The 18,517-nt window shown below is 62.4% G+C and carries 13 protein-coding genes and 1 tRNA gene; 11 read left to right on the plus strand and 3 right to left on the minus strand.

The genetic code is table 11. From position 1 onward, the window contains the following. Nucleotides 1-5: 5 nt before the first annotated feature. From HX824_RS08235 to HX824_RS08245, 3 genes are all read left to right on the plus strand, one after another. Nucleotides 6-1,415 (plus strand): O-antigen ligase, encoded by a 1,410-nt coding sequence (locus HX824_RS08235; protein WP_177054425.1) that lies wholly within the window; start codon nucleotides 6-8, stop codon nucleotides 1,413-1,415. A 39-nt stretch (nucleotides 1,416-1,454) separates the two neighbouring features. Then, nucleotides 1,455-1,527, plus strand: a tRNA-Thr gene (locus HX824_RS08240). 136 nt (nucleotides 1,528-1,663) lie between these two features. Continuing rightward, nucleotides 1,664-1,969, plus strand: coding sequence for a DUF6388 family protein (locus HX824_RS08245; RefSeq protein WP_008437299.1), 306 nt, complete (start codon nucleotides 1,664-1,666; stop codon nucleotides 1,967-1,969). A 134-nt stretch (nucleotides 1,970-2,103) separates the two neighbouring features. Here HX824_RS08245 and nadC read toward each other — a convergent pair whose 3' ends face one another. Beyond that, the gene (gene nadC / locus HX824_RS08250) at nucleotides 2,104-2,952 is read right to left on the minus strand and encodes a carboxylating nicotinate-nucleotide diphosphorylase (RefSeq protein WP_008437288.1); all 849 of its coding nucleotides are present in this window, start codon (nucleotides 2,950-2,952) and stop codon (nucleotides 2,104-2,106) included. A gap of 282 nt (nucleotides 2,953-3,234) precedes the next feature. Here nadC and HX824_RS08255 point away from each other — a divergent pair, with 282 nt between their 5' ends. From HX824_RS08255 to HX824_RS32865, 4 genes are all read left to right on the plus strand, one after another. Continuing rightward, a complete protein-coding gene (locus HX824_RS08255; RefSeq protein WP_177054426.1) occupies nucleotides 3,235-5,394 on the plus strand; it encodes a DUF1631 domain-containing protein in 2,160 nt (719 codons plus the stop codon). A gap of 61 nt (nucleotides 5,395-5,455) precedes the next feature. Further along, a complete protein-coding gene (ampD, locus tag HX824_RS08260; protein WP_003215934.1) occupies nucleotides 5,456-6,019 on the plus strand; it encodes a 1,6-anhydro-N-acetylmuramyl-L-alanine amidase AmpD in 564 nt (187 codons plus the stop codon). After that, nucleotides 6,016-6,852 carry a regulatory signaling modulator protein AmpE gene (gene ampE, locus HX824_RS08265; protein WP_003215936.1) on the plus strand — a complete coding sequence of 279 codons (837 nt, stop codon included), beginning with the start codon at nucleotides 6,016-6,018 and terminating at the stop codon, nucleotides 6,850-6,852. The genes ampD and ampE overlap by 4 nt, the downstream gene beginning before the upstream one ends. 1,485 nt (nucleotides 6,853-8,337) lie before the next feature. Continuing rightward, nucleotides 8,338-9,042, plus strand: coding sequence for a methyl-accepting chemotaxis protein (locus HX824_RS32865; RefSeq protein ID WP_371132334.1), 705 nt, complete (start codon nucleotides 8,338-8,340; stop codon nucleotides 9,040-9,042). Between the two features lie 32 nt (nucleotides 9,043-9,074). Here HX824_RS32865 and HX824_RS08275 read toward each other — a convergent pair whose 3' ends face one another. Continuing rightward, nucleotides 9,075-9,851, minus strand: a complete 777-nt coding sequence (locus tag HX824_RS08275) for a TatD family hydrolase (RefSeq protein ID WP_102369919.1) — start codon at nucleotides 9,849-9,851, stop codon at nucleotides 9,075-9,077. 5 nt (nucleotides 9,852-9,856) lie between these two features. Further along, nucleotides 9,857-10,852, minus strand: coding sequence for a catabolite repressor/activator (gene cra, locus HX824_RS08280; protein ID WP_003215943.1), 996 nt, complete (start codon nucleotides 10,850-10,852; stop codon nucleotides 9,857-9,859). 294 nt (nucleotides 10,853-11,146) lie between these two features. On the opposite strand from cra, the gene ptsP reads away from it, so the two are divergent. From ptsP to HX824_RS08300, 4 genes are all read left to right on the plus strand, one after another. Beyond that, the gene (gene ptsP, locus HX824_RS08285) at nucleotides 11,147-14,005 is read left to right on the plus strand and encodes a phosphoenolpyruvate--protein phosphotransferase (protein WP_177054427.1); all 2,859 of its coding nucleotides are present in this window, start codon (nucleotides 11,147-11,149) and stop codon (nucleotides 14,003-14,005) included. Continuing rightward, complete coding sequence (gene pfkB, locus HX824_RS08290; protein ID WP_087694617.1) at nucleotides 14,006-14,926, plus strand: 1-phosphofructokinase; 921 nt, start codon at nucleotides 14,006-14,008, stop codon at nucleotides 14,924-14,926. It begins immediately after the preceding gene. A gap of 11 nt (nucleotides 14,927-14,937) precedes the next feature. After that, nucleotides 14,938-16,650 carry a PTS fructose-like transporter subunit IIB gene (locus tag HX824_RS08295; protein ID WP_008437280.1) on the plus strand — a complete coding sequence of 571 codons (1,713 nt, stop codon included), beginning with the start codon at nucleotides 14,938-14,940 and terminating at the stop codon, nucleotides 16,648-16,650. A 186-nt stretch (nucleotides 16,651-16,836) separates the two neighbouring features. Beyond that, nucleotides 16,837-18,378, plus strand: a complete 1,542-nt coding sequence (locus HX824_RS08300) for an alkaline phosphatase (protein ID WP_177054428.1) — start codon at nucleotides 16,837-16,839, stop codon at nucleotides 18,376-18,378. Nucleotides 18,379-18,517: the final 139 nt, after the last annotated feature.

The raw sequence follows: 18,517 nt of genomic DNA on the forward strand, positions 1-18,517 counted from the left end.
TGCCGATGACGTCGTCTGTCCAGCAGCGGGGGAACATATTCCTCGTCGTGGTTATGTGTCTGCTGATGCTGGCGATCTGCGCGCCTTTCAGTAGTCATGACTGGCAACGTGCGGTGCAGATATGGGTGGCGCTGTGTGCGGTGGTGTATGGGCTGTGCTTGCCGCAGGCAGAGCGATGCGTAGACAGGTCGACAGCGCTCGGGGTGTCGCTGATCGGGGGCGCGGGGCTGGTTTCGGCCCTGTTGGCCCACCAGCCACTCTGGGCGTTGACCGAGCTGGCGCTGCTCATCAGTTGTTGCGCCACTGCTGTGGCTTTCAGCCGGGCCAGGCGCAATGGGGATGAGTCCCTGGATCGTGTATTGGTCCTGTTCGTATTGCTGCTGTGCATGGTTAAAAGTATTCAATATCTGCACGCCGGGGTCCTCGCCTTCACCAGCGGCGAAGCAATCGTGAATACCGATTTGCTGTTGTCCGGGTTCTCCAATAAACGTTTCTACGGTCAGTTCCAGACCTTCACCCTGCCGCTGCTGGCGCTTCCCTTGCTGGTTTCAAACGTCGCTCGTCCAGCGCGGGGCGCAGTGTTCGCCCTGCTGTGTGTCTGGTGGCTGATCGCGATCGGTGGCGGTACCCGCGGCACCTGGCTCGGTATGGGCGCTGCCGGCTGCGTGCTGATGTTCCTGGGGCCGCAGGGGCGCCGTTGGCTCGGCTGGCAGTTGGCGGCACTGGCCTGTGGGTTAGTGTTGTATTGGTTGGTCTTCACGGTGCTGGCAGGGTACTTGGGGATTGTAATTTCCAATGGTGCCGTAGATCGACTGACCACCAGCCTCTCGGGGCGTGGGCCGATATGGTGGCAGGCCTGGAGCATGATTATCGAGCGGCCCTGGCTGGGTTTCGGGCCGATGCATTTTGCCGACATCGCCAATGACATTGCCGCTCACCCCCACCAGGCGATTCTGCAGTGGGCCAGCGAATGGGGCGTACCGTCGACGCTCTGCATGATCGCGTTGGTTGCGTGGGCGGGTTGGTCAACCTTGGGCGTGTTGCGTGAGCGTGCGTGGTCATTGGCGCCCGTGGACCTGCTGCGCCTGTGCCTGTTTGCTTCGCTGATCGGTGCACTGGCCCAGGCACAGGTGGATGGGGTGATCGTGATGCCGGTGTCGCAACTCTGGCTGGCGCTGGTGGTTGGCTGGCTGATGGGATTGCATGTGTGGCGCGTTCCATCGGTCGCCCCGGTGCCGGCGTTGTACAGGGTGTGGATGGCCGCGAGCGTCGTGGCCGTGGGCTTGCTGGTGTTCGTCGCGATTCGTGACGTGCCCCGACTCACGGAGCGCAGCGAGCGCTACATGGGCCTGGGCAACGGTCACCTGCAGCCACGCTTTTGGGTGCAAGGTGTGATTGCCCTCGAAATGCAGTGAGTTGCCGGACGTCCAAGGCAGTGCTAGCTTTAGCCCACCGCCCGTGTAGCTCAGCCGGTAGAGCAGCGCACTCGTAACGCGAAGGTCGCAGGTTCGATTCCTGTCTCGGGCACAAAGGCAACACAGTTTTCAGATGATCCCAGAATGGTTCTGAAGGCCAGACGAACCGGTATTCATGCCTGTTCTTTTGTATCTGCGCGACCTTGATGACCCAGATGCATCCCCATTCCTCGATCTAAGAGAACGACATGACCACACAAGAAATGACCCAGGAAGCGCGGCACGAAGCAGCCCTCAAAAAGTACGTCGCGGAGTCGCCGGAACTGCTGGATGAGATCAAGGACCTGAGCGCCGATGATCAAAGGGACCAGATCCAATGGGCGTTTGAGGATGAGGCCGAGGCCCAGGGCCTGCAGCCATGGGAACTGACCCTGAAGTACACCTCCACCCCCGAAGCGTTCGAGGCGGCGCGCCTGGCTTTGCACAAGGAAGCGGCCGAGGTGTTGGGTGTCGACTGGAACGAGTATTGCGGGATGAACAATCTCGCGATCTGACACAAGTTTGATGTGGCGAGGGAGCTTGCTCCCGCTGGGTTGCCAAGCGACCCCAAAAACCTTGGGAGCGCTGCGCACTCCAGCGGGAGCAAGCTCCCTCGCCACAAAAGCATGCGCTTACATTCAAGGGCGTTTCAGAGACTAAGCCGCATCGACAAATCCACCGCCTTCACATCCTTGGTCATCGCCCCGATGGAGATGTAGTCCACGCCGGTTTCAGCGATGGGCAGCAGGGTGCTTTCGTTGATCCCGCCACTGGCCTCCAGCTTGGCTTTGCCGTTGTTCAGGCGCACCGCTTCGCGCATGTCATCCAGGCTCAGCTCATCCAGCATGATGATGTCGGCGCCCGCCGCCAGTGCCTCACGCAGTTCCTCCAGGCTTTCCACTTCGATTTCCACCGGCTTGCCCGGGGCGATCTTGTGGGCGGCGCTGATGGCCTGGGCAATGCCGCCGCAGGCTGCGATATGGTTTTCCTTGATCAGGAACGCGTCATACAGGCCGATGCGGTGGTTGTGGCAACCACCGCAGGTCACTGCATATTTTTGCGCCAGGCGCAGGCCGGGCAGGGTCTTGCGGGTATCCAGCAGCTTGACCTGGGTGGACGCGACAAAGTCCGCCAGGTATTGGGCGCGGGTGGCAACGCCTGACAACAGTTGCAGGAAATTCAGCGCGCAACGCTCGCCACTGAGCAGCGAGCGGGCCGGGCCTTCGAGGTGAAACAGCGCCTGGTTGGGGCTGACACGTTCGCCGTCGCGCACCTGCCAATGCACCGCGACGCGTGGGTCCAATTGGCGAAACACCGCTTCCACCCAGGCCGTGCCGCTGATGACGGCGGCGTCGCGCGTGATGATCGTGGCCTTGGCCAGGCGTTCGGCGGGGATCAGTTGTGCGGTGATATCCCCGCTGCCGATGTCTTCCAGCAGTGCGCGACGCACGTTGGCTTCGATTTCGGCGGTCAGGTCGGCTAGACGAAGATTGGGCATAACAGGCTCCACAAACAAAGTGCCTGGATTATAGGGGCAGGGCGGGCCTGAACCCAAGGCAACTGGCACCTCGGGTGCGGTGCGCGATGTTCATTTACACGGCAATCACAGAGTTCGCTGGCGCAACAACCCTCATTTGCAAGATAATCTCGCGCCTTGCAATTGGCGTCATAGCTTTGACGTCACGGTGATAGCCCGATTTTCGCAGTGCCCCGGCGTGCTTCGCGCCGTTGCTGCACCGATCTTTCACACAATCGAATACCGCCGTTTCAGGAGGCCAGGATGCACAATGACGGGAAGGTGGTGCCGATCAATAAGGCACGGGCGACGCCATCGCCGCTCGCCCGCCTGCCGGTGGTGTTGCTCCAGGTCCGTGACAAGGCGGCGCAGCAACTCAGGCAGGGACTGCAGGAGCTGTTTGATAACGCCGACGACACCCTGTTCGAAATGGCCGACAAGACCCGCAGTAACGTCGACCACGGTATTTTCTTTGAAGCCATGCGCGACCTGCGCCTCAAGCGCAAGAATTTCGAGCGTGGCTTCATGGAGCAACTCTACGAAGCGTTTGCCAATCTTGGCAACGTGGAGCGCGGTGAGCTGCAACTGATTCCGGTGGTGTCCTACACCGAGGCGCCCGGGGTCTCGGGCGATGAACTGGAAAAAGCCGTCGCGCTCGAGGCCATGCTGGGCAAGGTGCTGCGCCGTGACGGGCTCGCCCTTGGGCAATTGACAGCCCGGCTCAATGCCTTGCTCGACAAACGCCTGGATGATCGGGACAACCCCCTGGGCCCGGCAATGCTGTGCGCGTTTTTTCTGCAAGCAGGACGCAGCCTTGGCGTGGAAATCCGGGTCAAGCTGATCATTCTCAAGCTGTTTGAGAAATACGTGCTCAGTGACGCTGATCTGTTGTACGGCGAAGCCAATCAGTTGCTGATCGCCACCGGCGTATTGCCCGAACTCAAGGCCGTGCCATCGCGGCGCGCCGTCGCCACGGCCGAGTTGCCTGAAGACACCCCGCCGATTGCCGGCCACCCGGCAGACGACAGCGGCCAGGAAGTTTTCGTGGCGTTGCAGGAATTGCTGTCGGCAGTGCGCGGCAGTGTGGCACCCACGCTGGAAGCCAGCGCCGAGACCCAGCCCATCTCCACCCGTGACCTGCTGCGCCTGCTCTCCCATTTGCAGCAATATGTGCCTGAGCCTGAGGTCGAGGACGATTTCGACCTGCGCAACCAGCTTGAACAACTGCTGACCCGGGTCAGCGTCAAGAGCGGCAAGTCGCGGGTGGTGGAGGATGCGGACGAGGATGTGATCAACCTGATCGCCATGCTGTTCGAGTTCATCCTCAATGACGGTACGGTGCCCGAATCCCTCAAGGCGCTGATCGCGCGCCTGCAGATCCCGATGCTGAAAGTGGCGGTGCTGGACAAGAGTTTTTTCAGCCGCACCAATCACCCGGCGCGACGCTTGCTCAATGAAATCGCTTCGGCGGCCATGGGCTGGAGCCAGCGCGACGATTATCAGCGCGACAGCCTGTACCTGCACATCGAGCAGGTGGTGCAGCGGTTGTTGAACGATTTTGTGGATGATCCGGCGATCTTTTCCCAGTTACTGACCGAGTTCACCGCGTTTACCCATGACGAGCGACGCCGCAGCGAATTGCTGGAGCAACGTACCCGCGATGCGGAAGAAGGGCGCGCCCGTACCGAAATCGCTCGTCAGCGTGTAGCCGAAGCCCTCAATCTGCGGTTGCTGGGCAAAGTACTGCCCGAGGTCGTGGTGCAGTTCCTGCAACAGGCCTGGAGCCAGGTGCTGTTGCTGGCGTGCCTGAAGCATGGCGAGCACTCGCCACAATGGCTGGCCGGGTTGCGCACCATGGACGAGTTGATCTGGAGTGTCGGCCTCAGCGAAGACACCGAAGCCGGCCGGCACCTGCTGGAGCAGTTGCCAGGCTTGCTGAAAGCCTTGCGCGATGGGTTGAGCGGCGCGGCATTCGATCCCTTCATTACCCGGGAATTTTTCACCCGCTTGCAAACCCTGCATGTCCAATCGTTCCGGGGCAGTGCCGAGGAGCAACCGTCGCTGTCGCAAATCGAGGTGCGCGAGGCATTCGTCCTCAGTCCCGCGGCACCGGCCATCGAGGCGAGCCTGCCGGAAGATGATCCCGACCTGCTCAAGGTTCGCCAACTGCGGATCGGTTGCTGGGTGGAATTTCAGGAAGACGCCGAAAACACCCTGCGTTGCAAGCTGACGGCGATTATTGCGCCGGGCAATACCTGCATTTTCGTCAATCGAACCGGCCTCAAGGTATTGGAAAAAAATCCGCTTGAACTGGCCCTGGAGTTCAAGCGTGGCGCGGTGCGAACCCTGGATGATGCGCTGTTGTTCGACCGCGCCCTGGCTTCGGTGATTGGCAACCTGCGCCAACTTCATCGCGCCAAGTGATCGCAACCAGACAGCGGAACGCGGCATACTGAGTCACCCCAGCCTCGTTCAAGGAACCAGTATGCAGTTGGACCCCGCCAGCGGTTGGTGCCAGGGCATTCGTCATTGCCCCTCGCCCAACTTCAACGAGCGCCCCGGTGGCGAGATTTCCCTGTTGGTGGTGCACAACATCAGCCTGCCACCGGCGCAATTCGCCACCGGCAAGGTGCACGAGTTTTTCCAGAATCGCCTGGATGTCACGGAACATCCCTACTTTGAAGGTATTGCCGACCTACGGGTTTCTGCGCATTTTCTGATTGAGCGTGATGGCGCGGTGACGCAGTTTGTCTCGTGCCGGGACCGGGCCTGGCATGCCGGGGTATCGAGCTTCGAGGGGCGTGAGACGTGTAACGACTTTTCCCTGGGGATCGAGCTGGAGGGCACTGATGACCTGCCCTTCACCGATGCCCAGTATCAATCCCTGATCGCCCTGACGCGCCAGTTGCTGGCGGCGTACACGGGCATTACCCGCCAGCGCATTTGTGGCCATAGCGATATCGCCCCGGGACGCAAGACCGACCCCGGACCCGAATTTGATTGGGCGCGCTTTCGCAGCGCCTTGCAGGATGGAGGACACGCACAATGAGTTTTCTGGTGTTGGTGCTGGCGGTATGGATCGAGAAGTTCTCGGCCCTGCGTCACCGAATACAACGTGATGGCGGTTGGTTGCGGGAACTGGCCAAGCTGGAGTCGAGCGCCAGCCTGGGCAAGCAGCCGTGGCTGATCCTCACATTGCTGGTGCTGCTGCCGGTGGCCTTGCTTGCGTTGTTGTTGCTGGTGCTGGAGCCAGTGGCCTATGGCCTGTTGGCGCTGCCGGTGCACCTGCTGGTGGTGATCTACAGCCTGGGCCGTGGCGATCTCCTGGCCGGATTGGGCCCGTTCCGTGATGCCTGGCGCCGGGGTGACCTGCAAGCGGCCGAACATGTGGCCGAACGTGACTTGAGCATCAGTGCCGACAGTGGTGAGCAGTTGCTGGAGCGGGTCCAGGGCCATCTGTTGTGGCAGGCCTACCAAAGCTTCTTCGCGGTGATTTTCTGGTACTTCCTCCTCGGGCCGGTGGCCGCCCTGGCCTACCGTCTGCTGGCGCTGGCGACCGAGAACAGCAAGAACCCACTGGTGGCCGAGCGTGCCGGGCAATTGCGCCATGCCTTCGACTGGTTGCCGGTACGTTTGCTGGCGGCGAGTTTCGCCCTGGTCGGCAACTTTGTGGCGGTCGGCCGGGTGATGCTGCATGAGCTGCTGAGCTGGGACATCAGTGCTGCGCAACTGGTGGAGAAGGTGGGCCTGGTGGCCGCGGAGATCCCGCCACCGGTGGTAGGCGCCGAGGGCATCAACAGCCTTGATCGTATCTGGGAGTTGCTGCTGCGTGCCGCCGTGCTGTGGTACGCCGGCTTTGCCATCTGGACCGTGCTGCCCTGATTTGCCTCCCTGTAGGAGCGGGCAAGCTCGCTCCTACCTCGTTAACCTTAAGTTACAAACCTCCTTTTCGAATTGAGCTATACAGACAGAGCGCCAAATAGTGGCTATCTGCCGCCGCCCTGCGCCCTCAATAAAAATAAAAGAAAAGGGAGTTCACCTGTGAAGAGCTTGCTCTATCCCGCCGTCGCGTTCATGAACCGCCTGACCTTCGGCATGAAGTTCAGCCTTATCAGCGTGCTGTTCCTGTTGCCGATGCTGGCCACCAACTACTACCTGGTGCGCGATTCCTGGCGTGAATTCCAGGGCACTCGCATCGAGCTGCAAAGCCTCGACCTGCTGGGAAGCAGCCTGGCCCTGCGCCGCGACCTGGAAACCCTGAACAACCAGGTACAGATCAACGCAACCCTCGGCCAATCAGGCAAGGCCGGTGATATCGAAAACAAAATCACCGCCCTCGAAGACAGCCTGCTGCAGCGCCTGCAAAGCTTCCACGCCCTGTCCGCCGACCCTGAGCAGGCCGCCGCCTTCGAAGCCAAGCGCGATGAAATGATCGCCGCCTTCAAGGCCCAGCAACAGGAAACTTCACTGCTCAGCAAAAGCGCGCTGATCGGCAAACTCCTCAACAAGGCGCAGATGCTCAGCCAGATCATCGCCAGCCAGTCGGGTTTGAGCCGTGACCCCCAGGGCGACCTGCGCCAACTCAGTGAACTGATCACCAGCGTCACCCCGCAAGTCACCCAGACCCTGGGGGAAGGCCGGGCCATGGGGGCTTATTCGTTGGGCCAGGGTTTTCTCAATTCGTCGTCCAGCACTCGTTTTGACGAGCTGCTGCAGCAACTGGAAAAGCTCCAGGCGGAATACGGCCTGAAACTGCAGGATGCCCTCGGCTCCAGCAAGCCCGCCCACGCAGCGTTGGCGAGCCTGGCGGACGCGAGCAAGGCCAGCCTCAAGCAAGGCAGTGAGTTGTTCGAAGAGCAGGTCGTGGTGGCCGAAACCCTCGACGCCCCATGGCAAGACTTCTACGACGACGTCAGCACGTTGATGGCCAAGACCTATCAGCTCGACGAAGCCACCCTGACCTTTCTCGAGCAGCAACTGGAGCAACGCCTGTCAGAAAACCGCACGCACATGATCGGATTGGTGGCGGCACTGGCGTCGGTGTTTTTGCTGATCTTCTATTTGTATGCCGGTTTCTACGCCTCCACCCGCACCACCTTGCGCCGCCTGGGGGCGACGATGGACAAGGTGGCGGCCGGTGACATGACCGTCACCTTCATCGCCCACAGCCGCGACGAACTGGGGGATTTGGGCCAGGTGTTCAACGCTACCGTGGCCAAGATCCATGACCTGATCGAGCGGGTAGGGCACACCGTCAACCAGGTCGAACACCAGGCCGGGCAAGTGGAGTCAGTCTCGGCCAGCAGCAACCAGGCCGTGTCCGGCCAACGCAGCCAGATCGAGCAAGTGGCGACCGCCATGAACCAGATGTCCTCCACTGCCCAGGAAGTGGCGCGCAGTGCAGCGGCGGCGGTCAGCAGCGCCCACAGCGTCAACGATGAAACCGTCAGCGGACGCGGCCTGGTGCAGTCCCAGCAAGGCAGTATCGCGGCGTTGGCTTCGGAGATCGATCAATCGGTACGGGTCATCAACCAATTGGCCATCGACAGCCAATCCATCAGTCGCGTACTGGAAGTGATCAAGAGCATTGCCGAACAGACCAATCTGCTGGCGTTGAATGCCGCCATCGAGGCCGCGCGCGCGGGTGAGCAAGGACGCGGTTTCGCCGTGGTGGCCGATGAAGTGCGCACTTTGGCCCGGCGCACCCAGCACTCCACCGAGGAAATCGAGCAGATGATTGCCAAGCTCCACAGCGGTGTCGGCGCTGCGGTGAAGGCCATGGGCACCAGCCACGAGATGGCCAATGGCACGGTGGGGCAGTCGGAAAAAGTCCAGCAGGCCCTCGAAAACATCCTCGGCGCGGTAGGCATGATCGTCGACCAGAACCAGCAGATTGCCGCCGCCGTCGAACAGCAGACTGCCGTGGCCCATGACATCGATCAGAACATCGTCGAGATCAATCGCGCCGGTGAACATGCAGCGCAGGGCGCGCACCAGACTGAAGAGGCCAGCCGGCAATTGTCCTTGCAAGTGATCGAGCTGAAGCAGTTGATCGGGGCCTTTCGAGTGTGAGGCATGGCCAGGCATGCATCGGGGATGGGCCCCTACCAGTTGAACAGCTCGCAGGCATTGCGGGTGCTCGCCTCGGCCAGCGCTGAGGAGCTGATGCCCATGCGCTCCGCCAGGGCGGCACAGATGTCTGGCAGGTGTTCGGGGCTGTTGCGCTGGCCGGGGTACATCACGGGGGCCATGTCCGGTGAGTCGGTTTCCAGCACCACGCTTTCCAGCGGCAGCCGGGCGATCACCTTGTGCATGCGCAGGGCTTGCGGCCATGTGGCCGCGCCGCCCAGGCCCAGTTTGAAGCCGAGCTTGGTGTACTCGCGGGCCTCTTCCTGGCTGCCGGCAAACGCGTGGATGATTCCGCCTCGTGGCAGCCGAATGCGCTTGAGGGTGGCGATCACGGCAGCGTGGCTGCGGCGCACATGCAGCAGCGCCGGCAGTTGGAAATCCACCGCCAGCTTCAGTTGCGCTTCAAACAGGCTTTGCTGGCGTTCGCGGTCCAGCTGTTCGAGGAAATAATCCAGGCCGATTTCGCCCACCGCGCACAGTTGCCGGTGGCCGTTCAGGCGGGTCAGCCAGTCGCCCAGTTCCGTCAGGTCGGCGGGGCGATGGTCGTCGAGATACACCGGGTGCAGGCCGAAGGCGGCGAATAAATCCGCGTCGGTTTGCACCAGGTCCCACAACCGTTGCCAATTCTGCTGATAGACCCCGAGCACCACCATCCTGCGCACGCCCAGGCGGCGACTGCGGCTCAGGACTTCGCGGCGGTCCGTATCGAAGTCCGGAAAATCCAGATGGGTGTGGCTGTCGATCAGCTCCACACCGCTTACTCCGAGTGAATCCGCTGCTTGAACGTACGGCCGATGGCATGCACGCCGGGTTCGTAGTGCTGTTCTTCAATGGCCGCCAGCGCCAGGCGCAGCGCGGTGTCGGCAATCAACTGATGCTGCTGGGCCATGGCATTCACCGGCAGCGGCAGGAAATCCAGCAGTTGGGTGTCGCCAAACGTCCCCAGTCGCAGTGGCCGGGATTTGAGCGGGAAGTCATGCAGCGCGTCAAACACCCCTTGCAGCAGGACGTAGGACGTAGTCACCAGTGCGTCAGGCAAATGCCCCAGGCTTTGCAGCAACTGCTCCATCAGCTGTCGGCCACAGTCGCGGCTAAACGACTCGCCTTGTTCGATCAGCACTTCGCCGCTGAAGTCTTTCAGCGCTTGCTTGAAACCGGCGGTACGTTCCTGGCTGATGCTCAGCTCTGGCCGCGCGCCGATCAACACGATCTGCTTGGGCAGCGGGTGCAGCAGGCTGCTGGTCAATTGCTGGCAGGCCTGGCGATCATCGCTGACCACCGAGCAAAACTGCGTAGACTCCATCACCCGGTCGATGGCGATCACCGGCAAACCCTTGGCTTGCAGTTCGCGGTAGCTGTCGTCGGTGGCCGGCAGGCAGCTGGCGACAAACAGCGCATCGCAACGGCGGGCGCGGAACAGTTGCAGCAGTTGCCGCTCACTGTTGGCGTCGTCGTCGGAGCTGGCGATCAGCAATTGATAGCCGCGGGCACGGGCGCCTTGTTCGAGCAGCTTGGCGATGCGTGCGTAACTGGGGTTTTCCAGGTCCGGCAGGATAAAACCCAGGGTACGGGTGTGCCGGCTGCGCAGCCCGGCGGCCTGGGGGTTGGGCGTAAAGCCATGTTCTTCAACCACGGCGCGCACCCGTTCGACGGTTGCGCTGCTGATCCGTTGCTGTTCGGCCTTGCCATTGATGACGTAGCTGGCGGTGGTCACAGACACACCGGCAATGCGCGCGATATCACTGAGTTTCAAACCGGGATTTCCTTGTTTTTTAGAGCTTGCCCCGACATTTTGTCCAATCGTAACCGATTACTGCAGGCGACCATTGTCGCAACTCAACAGCCGAGTGGCTCTTCAATCATGGGAAATTAACGCGTAATCTGCCATAAATTCTAGATTAAACGTTTCAGCAAGCGTATTTTTACGATTATCGCGACGAGTGTGGTCCTGCCAACTGACCACTCAGTCAATTTTATTCGAACGCTTTTGCACTGATTTATTCAAAATAATACCTAGTGCGCCCGCCGCACTAACTAGGAGAACGGCATGCTTGAGCTCACCCACGAGCAGATATCCATGGGCCAGACGGCTGTGGATAAGTCTGCTGCCTTGCAACTGCTCGCTGAAAAACTGGTGGCCGATGGCCTGGTCGCCGAGGGTTACCTCAGTGGCTTGCAAGCGCGTGAAGCCCAAGGCTCGACCTTTCTCGGCCAGGGTATCGCCATCCCCCACGGCACCCCCGAAACCCGCGACCAAGTGTTCGCCACCGGCGTGCGCCTGCTGCAATTTCCCGACGGCGTGGATTGGGGCGATGGCCAGATCGTCTACCTGGCGATCGGCATTGCCGCCAAATCCGACGAACACCTGCGCCTGCTGCAACTGCTGACCCGCGCCCTCGGCGAGACCGACCTGGGCCAGGCCCTGCGCCGCGCCAGTTCTGCCGAGGCCTTGCTGAAACTGCTGCAAGGCGCGCCGCAGGAGCTGGCGCTGGACGCACAGATGATTGGCCTGGGCGTGTCGGCTGATGATTTCGAAGAACTGGTGTGGAGAGGCGCACGCCTGTTGCGCCAGGCCGATTGCGTGAGCAATGGCTTTGCCGCCGTGCTGCAGCAAGTCGACGCGCTGCCCCTGGGCGATGGCCTGTGGTGGCTGCACAGCGAGCAGACGGTGAAGCGTCCCGGCCTGGCCTTCGTCACCCCGGACAAACCCATGCGTTACCTGGGCCAGCCCTTGAGCGGCCTGTTCTGCCTGGCCAGCCTCGGCGAGGCCCACCAGACCTTGCTCGAACGCCTGTGTGCCTTGCTGATCGAAGGCCGTGGCCAGGAACTCGGCCGCGCCACCAGCAGCCGGGCCGTATTGGAAGTGCTCGGCGGTGAACTGCCCGCCGACTGGCCAAGCGTGCGCATTGCCCTGGCCAACGCCCACGGGCTGCATGCGCGCCCGGCGAAGATCCTCGCGCAATTGGCGAAAAGTTTTGCCGGTGAAATCCGTGTGCGCATCGTCGATGGAGACGTCGGCGCGGTATCGGTAAAAAGCCTGAGCAAGTTGCTCAGCCTCGGTGCGCGTCGCGGCCAGGTACTGGAGTTTGTCGCTGAGCCAACCATTGCCGGTGACGCCTTGCCCGCCTTGCTGGCGGCAGTGGAAGACGGCCTCGGCGAAGAAGTCGAGCCGTTGCCGGCAGTCAGCGCCCAACAAGCCGTGGTCGAGATCGAACCGGTCATCAGCGCGCCAGTGTCCGGCAGCCTGATCCAGGCCATTGCCGCCGCCCCCGGCATTGCGATTGGCCCGGCGCATATCCAGGTGCTGCAACCTTTCGAATACCCGCTGCGCGGCGAGTCGCCGGTGATCGAGCGCCAACGCCTGCACGCGGCATTGACCGACGTGCGCCGGGACATCCAAGGCCTGATCGAGCGCAGCAAATCCAAGGCCATCCGCGAGATCTTCATCACCCACCAGGAGATGCTCGACGACCCGGAACTGACCGACGAAGTCGAGACGCGCCTCAAGCAGGGCGAAAGCGCCGAAGCCGCGTGGATGAGCGTGATCGAAGCCGCCGCCAAACAGCAGGAATCGTTGCAGGACGCCTTGCTCGCCGAGCGCGCTGCCGATCTGCGTGACATTGGCCGCCGCGTGCTGGCACAACTGTGCGGCGTCGAAACCGCCCAGGAGCCGGACGAACCCTACATCCTGGTGATGGACGAAGTGGGTCCCTCGGACGTGGCGCGCCTGGACCCGGTGCGTGTCGCCGGCATCCTCACTGCCCGTGGCGGCGCCACCGCCCACAGCGCCATCGTCGCCCGTGCTTTGGGCATTCCCGCGCTGGTGGGTGCAGGCCCTGCTGTATTGCTGTTGGCTTCGGGCACGCCGTTGTTGCTGGATGGCCAGCGCGGTCGCCTGCATGTGGACGCCGACGCCGCCACCTTGCAGCGCGCCACCGTCGAACGCGACACCCGCGAACAACGTCTGCAAGCCGCCGCCGCCCAACGCCATGAACCGGCCCTGACCCGCGATGGCCATGCCGTCGAAGTATTCGCCAATATCGGCGAAAGCGCCGGGGTTGCCGGCGCGGTGGAGCAGGGCGCCGAAGGCATCGGCCTGCTGCGCACCGAACTGATTTTCATGGCCCACAAACAAGCGCCCGACGAAGCCACCCAGGAAGCCGAATACCGCCGCGTGCTCGACGGCCTCGGCGGCCGGCCGCTGGTGGTGCGCACCCTTGATGTGGGCGGCGACAAACCGCTGCCGTACTGGCCGATCGCCAAGGAAGAAAACCCCTTCCTCGGCGTGCGCGGCATTCGCCTGACCCTGCAACGCCCGCAGATCATGGAAGCGCAATTGCGCGCGCTGTTGCGTTCGGCAGACAACCGTCCACTGCGCATCATGTTCCCCATGGTTGGCAGTGTTGACGAGTGGCGCCAGGCCCGGGACATGACCGAGCGCCTGCGCCTGGAAATCCCGGTGGCCGACCTGCAACTGGGGATCATGATCGAAGTGCCGTCGGCCGCGTTGCTGGCGCCGGTACTGGCCAAGGAAGTGGACTTCTTCAGCGTCGGCACCAACGACCTGACCCAGTACACCCTGGCCATCGACCGCGGCCACCCGACGCTGTCGGCCCAGGCGGATGGCCTGCACCCGGCGGTGTTGCAACTGATCGACATCACCGTGCGCGCGGCTCATGCCCATGGCAAATGGGTCGGCGTGTGCGGCGAGTTGGCGGCCGACCCGCTGGCGGTGCCGGTGCTGGTCGGCCTGGGGGTGGATGAGCTGAGCGTCTCGGCGCGCAGCATCCCCGAGGTCAAGGCACGGGTGCGTGAATTCAGTCTGAGCGAGGCCCAGGGCCTGGCACAAAAAGCCCTGGCGGTGGGTTCTCCCGCCGAAGTGCGTGCGCTTGTGGAGGCCGTGTAAATGGCAAGGATTTTAAGCCTGACGCTGAACCCGGCGTTGGACCTGACGGTGCGCCTGGCGCGCCTGGAACCGGGCGAGGTCAATCGCAGCGAAGCGATGATCACCCACGCTGCCGGCAAGGGTGTGAACGTCGCGCAGGTGCTGGCGGACCTTGGTCATCAGGTGACCGTGGGCGGCTTTCTTGGAGAGGACAATCCCCAGGCATTCGAGATGCTGATTGCCCGTCGTGGTTTTACCGATGCCTTTATTCGGGTGCCGGGAGAAACCCGCAGCAATATCAAGATCGCCGAGCAGGATGGGCGGGTCACGGATGTCAATGCGCCGGGCCCGTTGGTCAGCGAGCAGGCGCAACACGCACTGCTTGAGCAACTGGCGCGGATTGCTCCGGGCTACGACGCCGTCGTCGTGGCCGGCAGCCTGCCACGCGGCATCACCCCTCAGTGGTTCCAGGGCCTGCTGCAGCAACTGAAAAACCTCGGCTTGAAAGTCGCCCTGGACACCAGCGGCGAAGCGCTGCGCGCTGGATTGAACGCCGGCCCGTGGTTGGTCAAACCCAATACCGAAGAACTGGCCGATGCCCTTGGTCATTCCACAGATGCCATCCGCCAACTGCATCGGCAAGGTGTGGAGCATGTGGTGGTCTCCGACGGTGCCGCGGGTGTGAGCTGGTACAGCCCGGATACCGCGCTGCACGCCACGCCGCCCAAGGTAACCGTGGCCAGTACCGTAGGCGCCGGCGACTCGCTGCTGGCCGGGATGCTTCACGGTTTGCTCAGTGGCGATACGCCGGAGCAGACCTTGGGCCGCGCCACCGCCATTGCCGCGATGGCGGTCACGCAGATCGGCTTTGGCATCACCGACGAAGCGCAGCTTGAGACTTTGCAGAGCGGCGTCCACGTGCGGCCGCTGACAGAACAATAAGAGGGTTGGTCATGAAGTTAGCCATTGTTACTGCCTGCCCGAACGGCATGGTCACCAGTGTGCTGTGCGCCCGCTTGCTGGATGCCGCCGCGCAACGCCAGGGCTGGAGCACCAGCGTCGAAGTGGTCGACGTGCAGCATCCGGAACGCCAATTGTCGGCGGCCACCATTGAAGCCGCCGAGTGGGTATTGCTGGTCAGCAGCACGCCGGTGGACATGCAGCGTTTTGTCGGCAAACGTGTATTCCGCAGCACGCCGGCCCAGGCGTTGCAGGATGTGGACGCGGTGTTGCGTCGCGGGGCCGAGGAGGCCCAGGTGCAGGTAGCTGACGCGGCACCGGCGAAAAGCACGCCGCGTATCGTCGCGATCACCGCGTGCCCGACCGGCGTCGCCCACACCTTCATGGCTGCCGAAGCGTTGCAGCAAACCGCCAAGCGCCTCGGGTATGACTTGCAGGTGGAAACCCAGGGCTCCGTGGGCGCCCGCACGCCGCTGAGTCCCGAGGCGATTCGTGACGCCGACGTGGTGCTGCTCGCCGCCGACATCGAAGTCGCCACCGAGCGCTTTGCCGGCAAGAAAATCTATCGCTGCGGCACCGGGATCGCGCTCAAGCAATCCGAGGCGACCCTCAACAAGGCGCTGGCCGAAGGCAAGCAGGAATCCGCTGCCAGTGGTGCCGCTGCCAAACCGGAGAAGACCGGTGTCTACAAACACTTGCTCACCGGCGTGTCGTTCATGCTGCCGATGGTGGTGGCGGGCGGTCTGCTGATCGCCCTGTCATTCGTGTTCGGCATTCATGCCTTTGAAGAAAAAGGCACTCTTGCCGCCGCGCTGAAAACCGTCGGCGACCAGGCGTTCATGCTGATGGTGCCGCTGCTGGCGGGTTACATCGCCTACTCGATTGCCGACCGTCCTGGATTGGCCCCCGGCATGATCGGTGGCCTGCTGGCCAGCACTTTGGGCGCGGGGTTTATCGGCGGTATTTTTGCCGGTTTCCTCGCCGGCTACTGCGTCAAATTCATCAGCCGCGCGATCCGTTTGCCCCAGAGCCTGGAAGCCCTCAAGCCGATCCTGATCATCCCGTTGCTGGCGAGCCTGTTCACCGGCCTGGCGATGATTTACCTGGTAGGGCCGCCGGTGGCGAAGATGCTCACCGGCCTCACGGATTTTCTCAGCACCATGGGCACCACTAACGCCGTGCTGCTGGGCATCTTGCTGGGCGGCATGATGTGCGTCGATCTCGGTGGCCCGATCAACAAGGCGGCCTACGCGTTTTCCGTCGGCCTGCTGGCAGCGCAAAGCGGTGCCCCCATGGCCGCGACCATGGCCGCCGGCATGGTGCCGCCGATTGGCATGGGCATCGCCACCTTCCTGGCGCGGCGCAAGTTCGCCCAGACCGAGCGTGAAGCCGGCAAGGCCGCGCTGATCCTCGGCATGTGCTTTATCTCTGAAGGCGCAATTCCGTTTGCTGCCAAGGACCCGCTGCGGGTAATCCCGGCAAGCATCGCTGGCGGCGCGCTGACCGGTGCGCTGTCGATGTATTTCGGCTGCAAACTGATGGCGCCCCATGGTGGATTGTTTGTGATGCTGATCCCGAATGCGATCAACCATGCGCTGCTGTACCTGCTGGCGATTGTGGCGGGGAGTTTGTTGACCGCTGTGGTGTATGCCTTCCTCAAACGCCCGGAGACCGTAGAGCTTTCTGTCGCACCCGCCCAGGCATAACTCGGTTCATGTGGGAGCCGGCTTGCCTGCGATGCAGGCACCTCGGTGTATCAGCGTAACCGAGGTGATGCGATCGCAGGCAAGCCAGCTCCCACATTTGATCTTCGTTATGAATAAGGTCTGTGTCATATCCCCTTCATCCCTTCATGCTTAAGTTTCCCTTTTGCTGCTCGAGAGGGAACCTGCATGACCCACTTCAACCTCGGTCGCCGCCGCGTGATGCAAGCCGTCGGCGCCGGCCTGTTGCTGCCGGGCCTCGCGCCTGCGGTGATCGCCTCGGTCAAGGATCGCCCGCAACTCACCGACGGCGTGCAGTCCGGCGACCTGCTGGGCGACCGCGCGATGATCTGGAGCCGCAGCGACCGTCCGGCCCGGATGGTGGTGGAGTGGGACACCCGCAGCGTATTCAGCAACCCGCGCAAATTCGTCTCGCCCCTGGCCGACAGCCGCACCGATTTCACCGCCCGTGTCGAACTCACCGGCCTGCCCGTCGACCAGGCGATTTTCTACCGTGTGCACTTTGAAGATGCCCAGACCGGCGTGGCCAGCGAGCCCTGGTTCGGTCACCTGCGCAGCGTGCCGCAGCAGCGCCGGGATATCCGCTTTGTGTGGAGCGGCGACACCGTCGGCCAGGGCTTCGGCATCAACCCGGACATCGGCGGCATGCGCATCTACGAAGCCATGCGCCTGCGCCTGCCGGACTTCTTCATTCACAGCGGCGACACCATCTACGCCGACGGCCCGGTGCCCGCGCAACTGACCACCGAGGACGGACGCATCTGGCGCAACATCACCACCGAAGCCAAAAGCAAAGTCGCTGAAACCCTGAATGAATACCGGGGCAACTACCGCTACAACCTGATGGACGAGAACGTACGTCGCTTCAACGCCGAAGTGCCGCAGATCTGGCAGTGGGACGACCACGAGGTGATCAACAACTGGTCGCCGAGCAAGCAACTGGATGAGCGCTACAAAACCCGCGACATCAACACCCTGGTGGGCCGTGCGCGCCAGGCCTGGCTGGAATATTCACCGATGCGCCGGCAAAGCGCCGACCAGGGCGGGCGGATTTATCGCAAGCTCAGCTACGGCCCGTTGCTGGATGTGTTTGTGCTGGACATGCGCAGCTATCGCGGGCCGAACGATGACAACCTTGGCGGTGAAAAACCGTTCCTTGGGCGTGAGCAACTGGACTGGCTGAAGCGCGAATTGAAGGCCTCCCAGGCGCAGTGGAAAGTCATCGCCGCCGACATGCCCATTGGCCTGGGCGTGCCCGACGGTGAGGTCAGCCCCGGCGTGCCGCGTTGGGAAGCGATCGCCAACGGCGACCCGGGCCCGGCCCAGGGGCGCGAGTTGGAAATTGCCGAATTGCTCGCGTTTCTGCGGGCGCAGCAGGTGCGTAATCACGTGTGGCTGACGGCGGATGTGCATTACTGCGCGGCCCATCATTACCATCCGGATCGGGCGGCGTTTCAGGATTTTGAGCCGTTCTGGGAGTTTGTCGCCGGGCCGTTGAATGCCGGGAGTTTCGGGCCTAATCCGCTGGATAAAACCTTTGGCCCGGAAGTGGTGTTCGAGAAGGCGCCGACGGTGCAGAACAGCTCGCCGTTTGCCGGGTTCCAGTTTTTTGGCGAGGTGCAGATTGATGGACAGACGGCGGAGCTGACGGTGATTTTGCGGGACCTGGATGGGGTTTCGGTGTTTGAGCAGAAGCTGGCGCCAGTGTGATTGCAATGCAATCTACCTACTGAAGAAGAGCCAATGTGGGAGCGGGCTTGCTCGCGAAGGCGGTGTGTCAGTCAACAGATATATCGACTGATCCACTGCCTTCGCGAGCAAGCCCGCTCCCACATTTTGATCGGTGTAT

Source organism: Pseudomonas sp. D4002 (assembly GCF_013385665.1).
Classification (GTDB): domain Bacteria; phylum Pseudomonadota; class Gammaproteobacteria; order Pseudomonadales; family Pseudomonadaceae; genus Aquipseudomonas.

What these genes read in the sequence shown, in the direction of transcription:
- HX824_RS08235 (WP_177054425.1), top strand. Translation starts at nt 6, where the DNA reads ATGACGTCGTCTGTCCAGCAGCGGGGGAACATATTCCTCGTCGTGGTT.
- HX824_RS08245 (WP_008437299.1), top strand. Translation starts at nt 1,664, where the DNA reads ATGACCACACAAGAAATGACCCAGGAAGCGCGGCACGAAGCAGCCCTC.
- nadC (WP_008437288.1), bottom strand. Translation starts at nt 2,952, where the DNA reads ATGCCCAATCTTCGTCTAGCCGACCTGACCGCCGAAATCGAAGCCAAC.
- HX824_RS08255 (WP_177054426.1), top strand. Translation starts at nt 3,235, where the DNA reads ATGCACAATGACGGGAAGGTGGTGCCGATCAATAAGGCACGGGCGACG.
- ampD (WP_003215934.1), top strand. Translation starts at nt 5,456, where the DNA reads ATGCAGTTGGACCCCGCCAGCGGTTGGTGCCAGGGCATTCGTCATTGC.
- ampE (WP_003215936.1), top strand. Translation starts at nt 6,016, where the DNA reads ATGAGTTTTCTGGTGTTGGTGCTGGCGGTATGGATCGAGAAGTTCTCG.
- HX824_RS32865 (WP_371132334.1), top strand. Translation starts at nt 8,338, where the DNA reads ATGTCCTCCACTGCCCAGGAAGTGGCGCGCAGTGCAGCGGCGGCGGTC.
- ptsP (WP_177054427.1), top strand. Translation starts at nt 11,147, where the DNA reads ATGCTTGAGCTCACCCACGAGCAGATATCCATGGGCCAGACGGCTGTG.
- pfkB (WP_087694617.1), top strand. Translation starts at nt 14,006, where the DNA reads ATGGCAAGGATTTTAAGCCTGACGCTGAACCCGGCGTTGGACCTGACG.
- HX824_RS08295 (WP_008437280.1), top strand. Translation starts at nt 14,938, where the DNA reads ATGAAGTTAGCCATTGTTACTGCCTGCCCGAACGGCATGGTCACCAGT.
- HX824_RS08300 (WP_177054428.1), top strand. Translation starts at nt 16,837, where the DNA reads ATGACCCACTTCAACCTCGGTCGCCGCCGCGTGATGCAAGCCGTCGGC.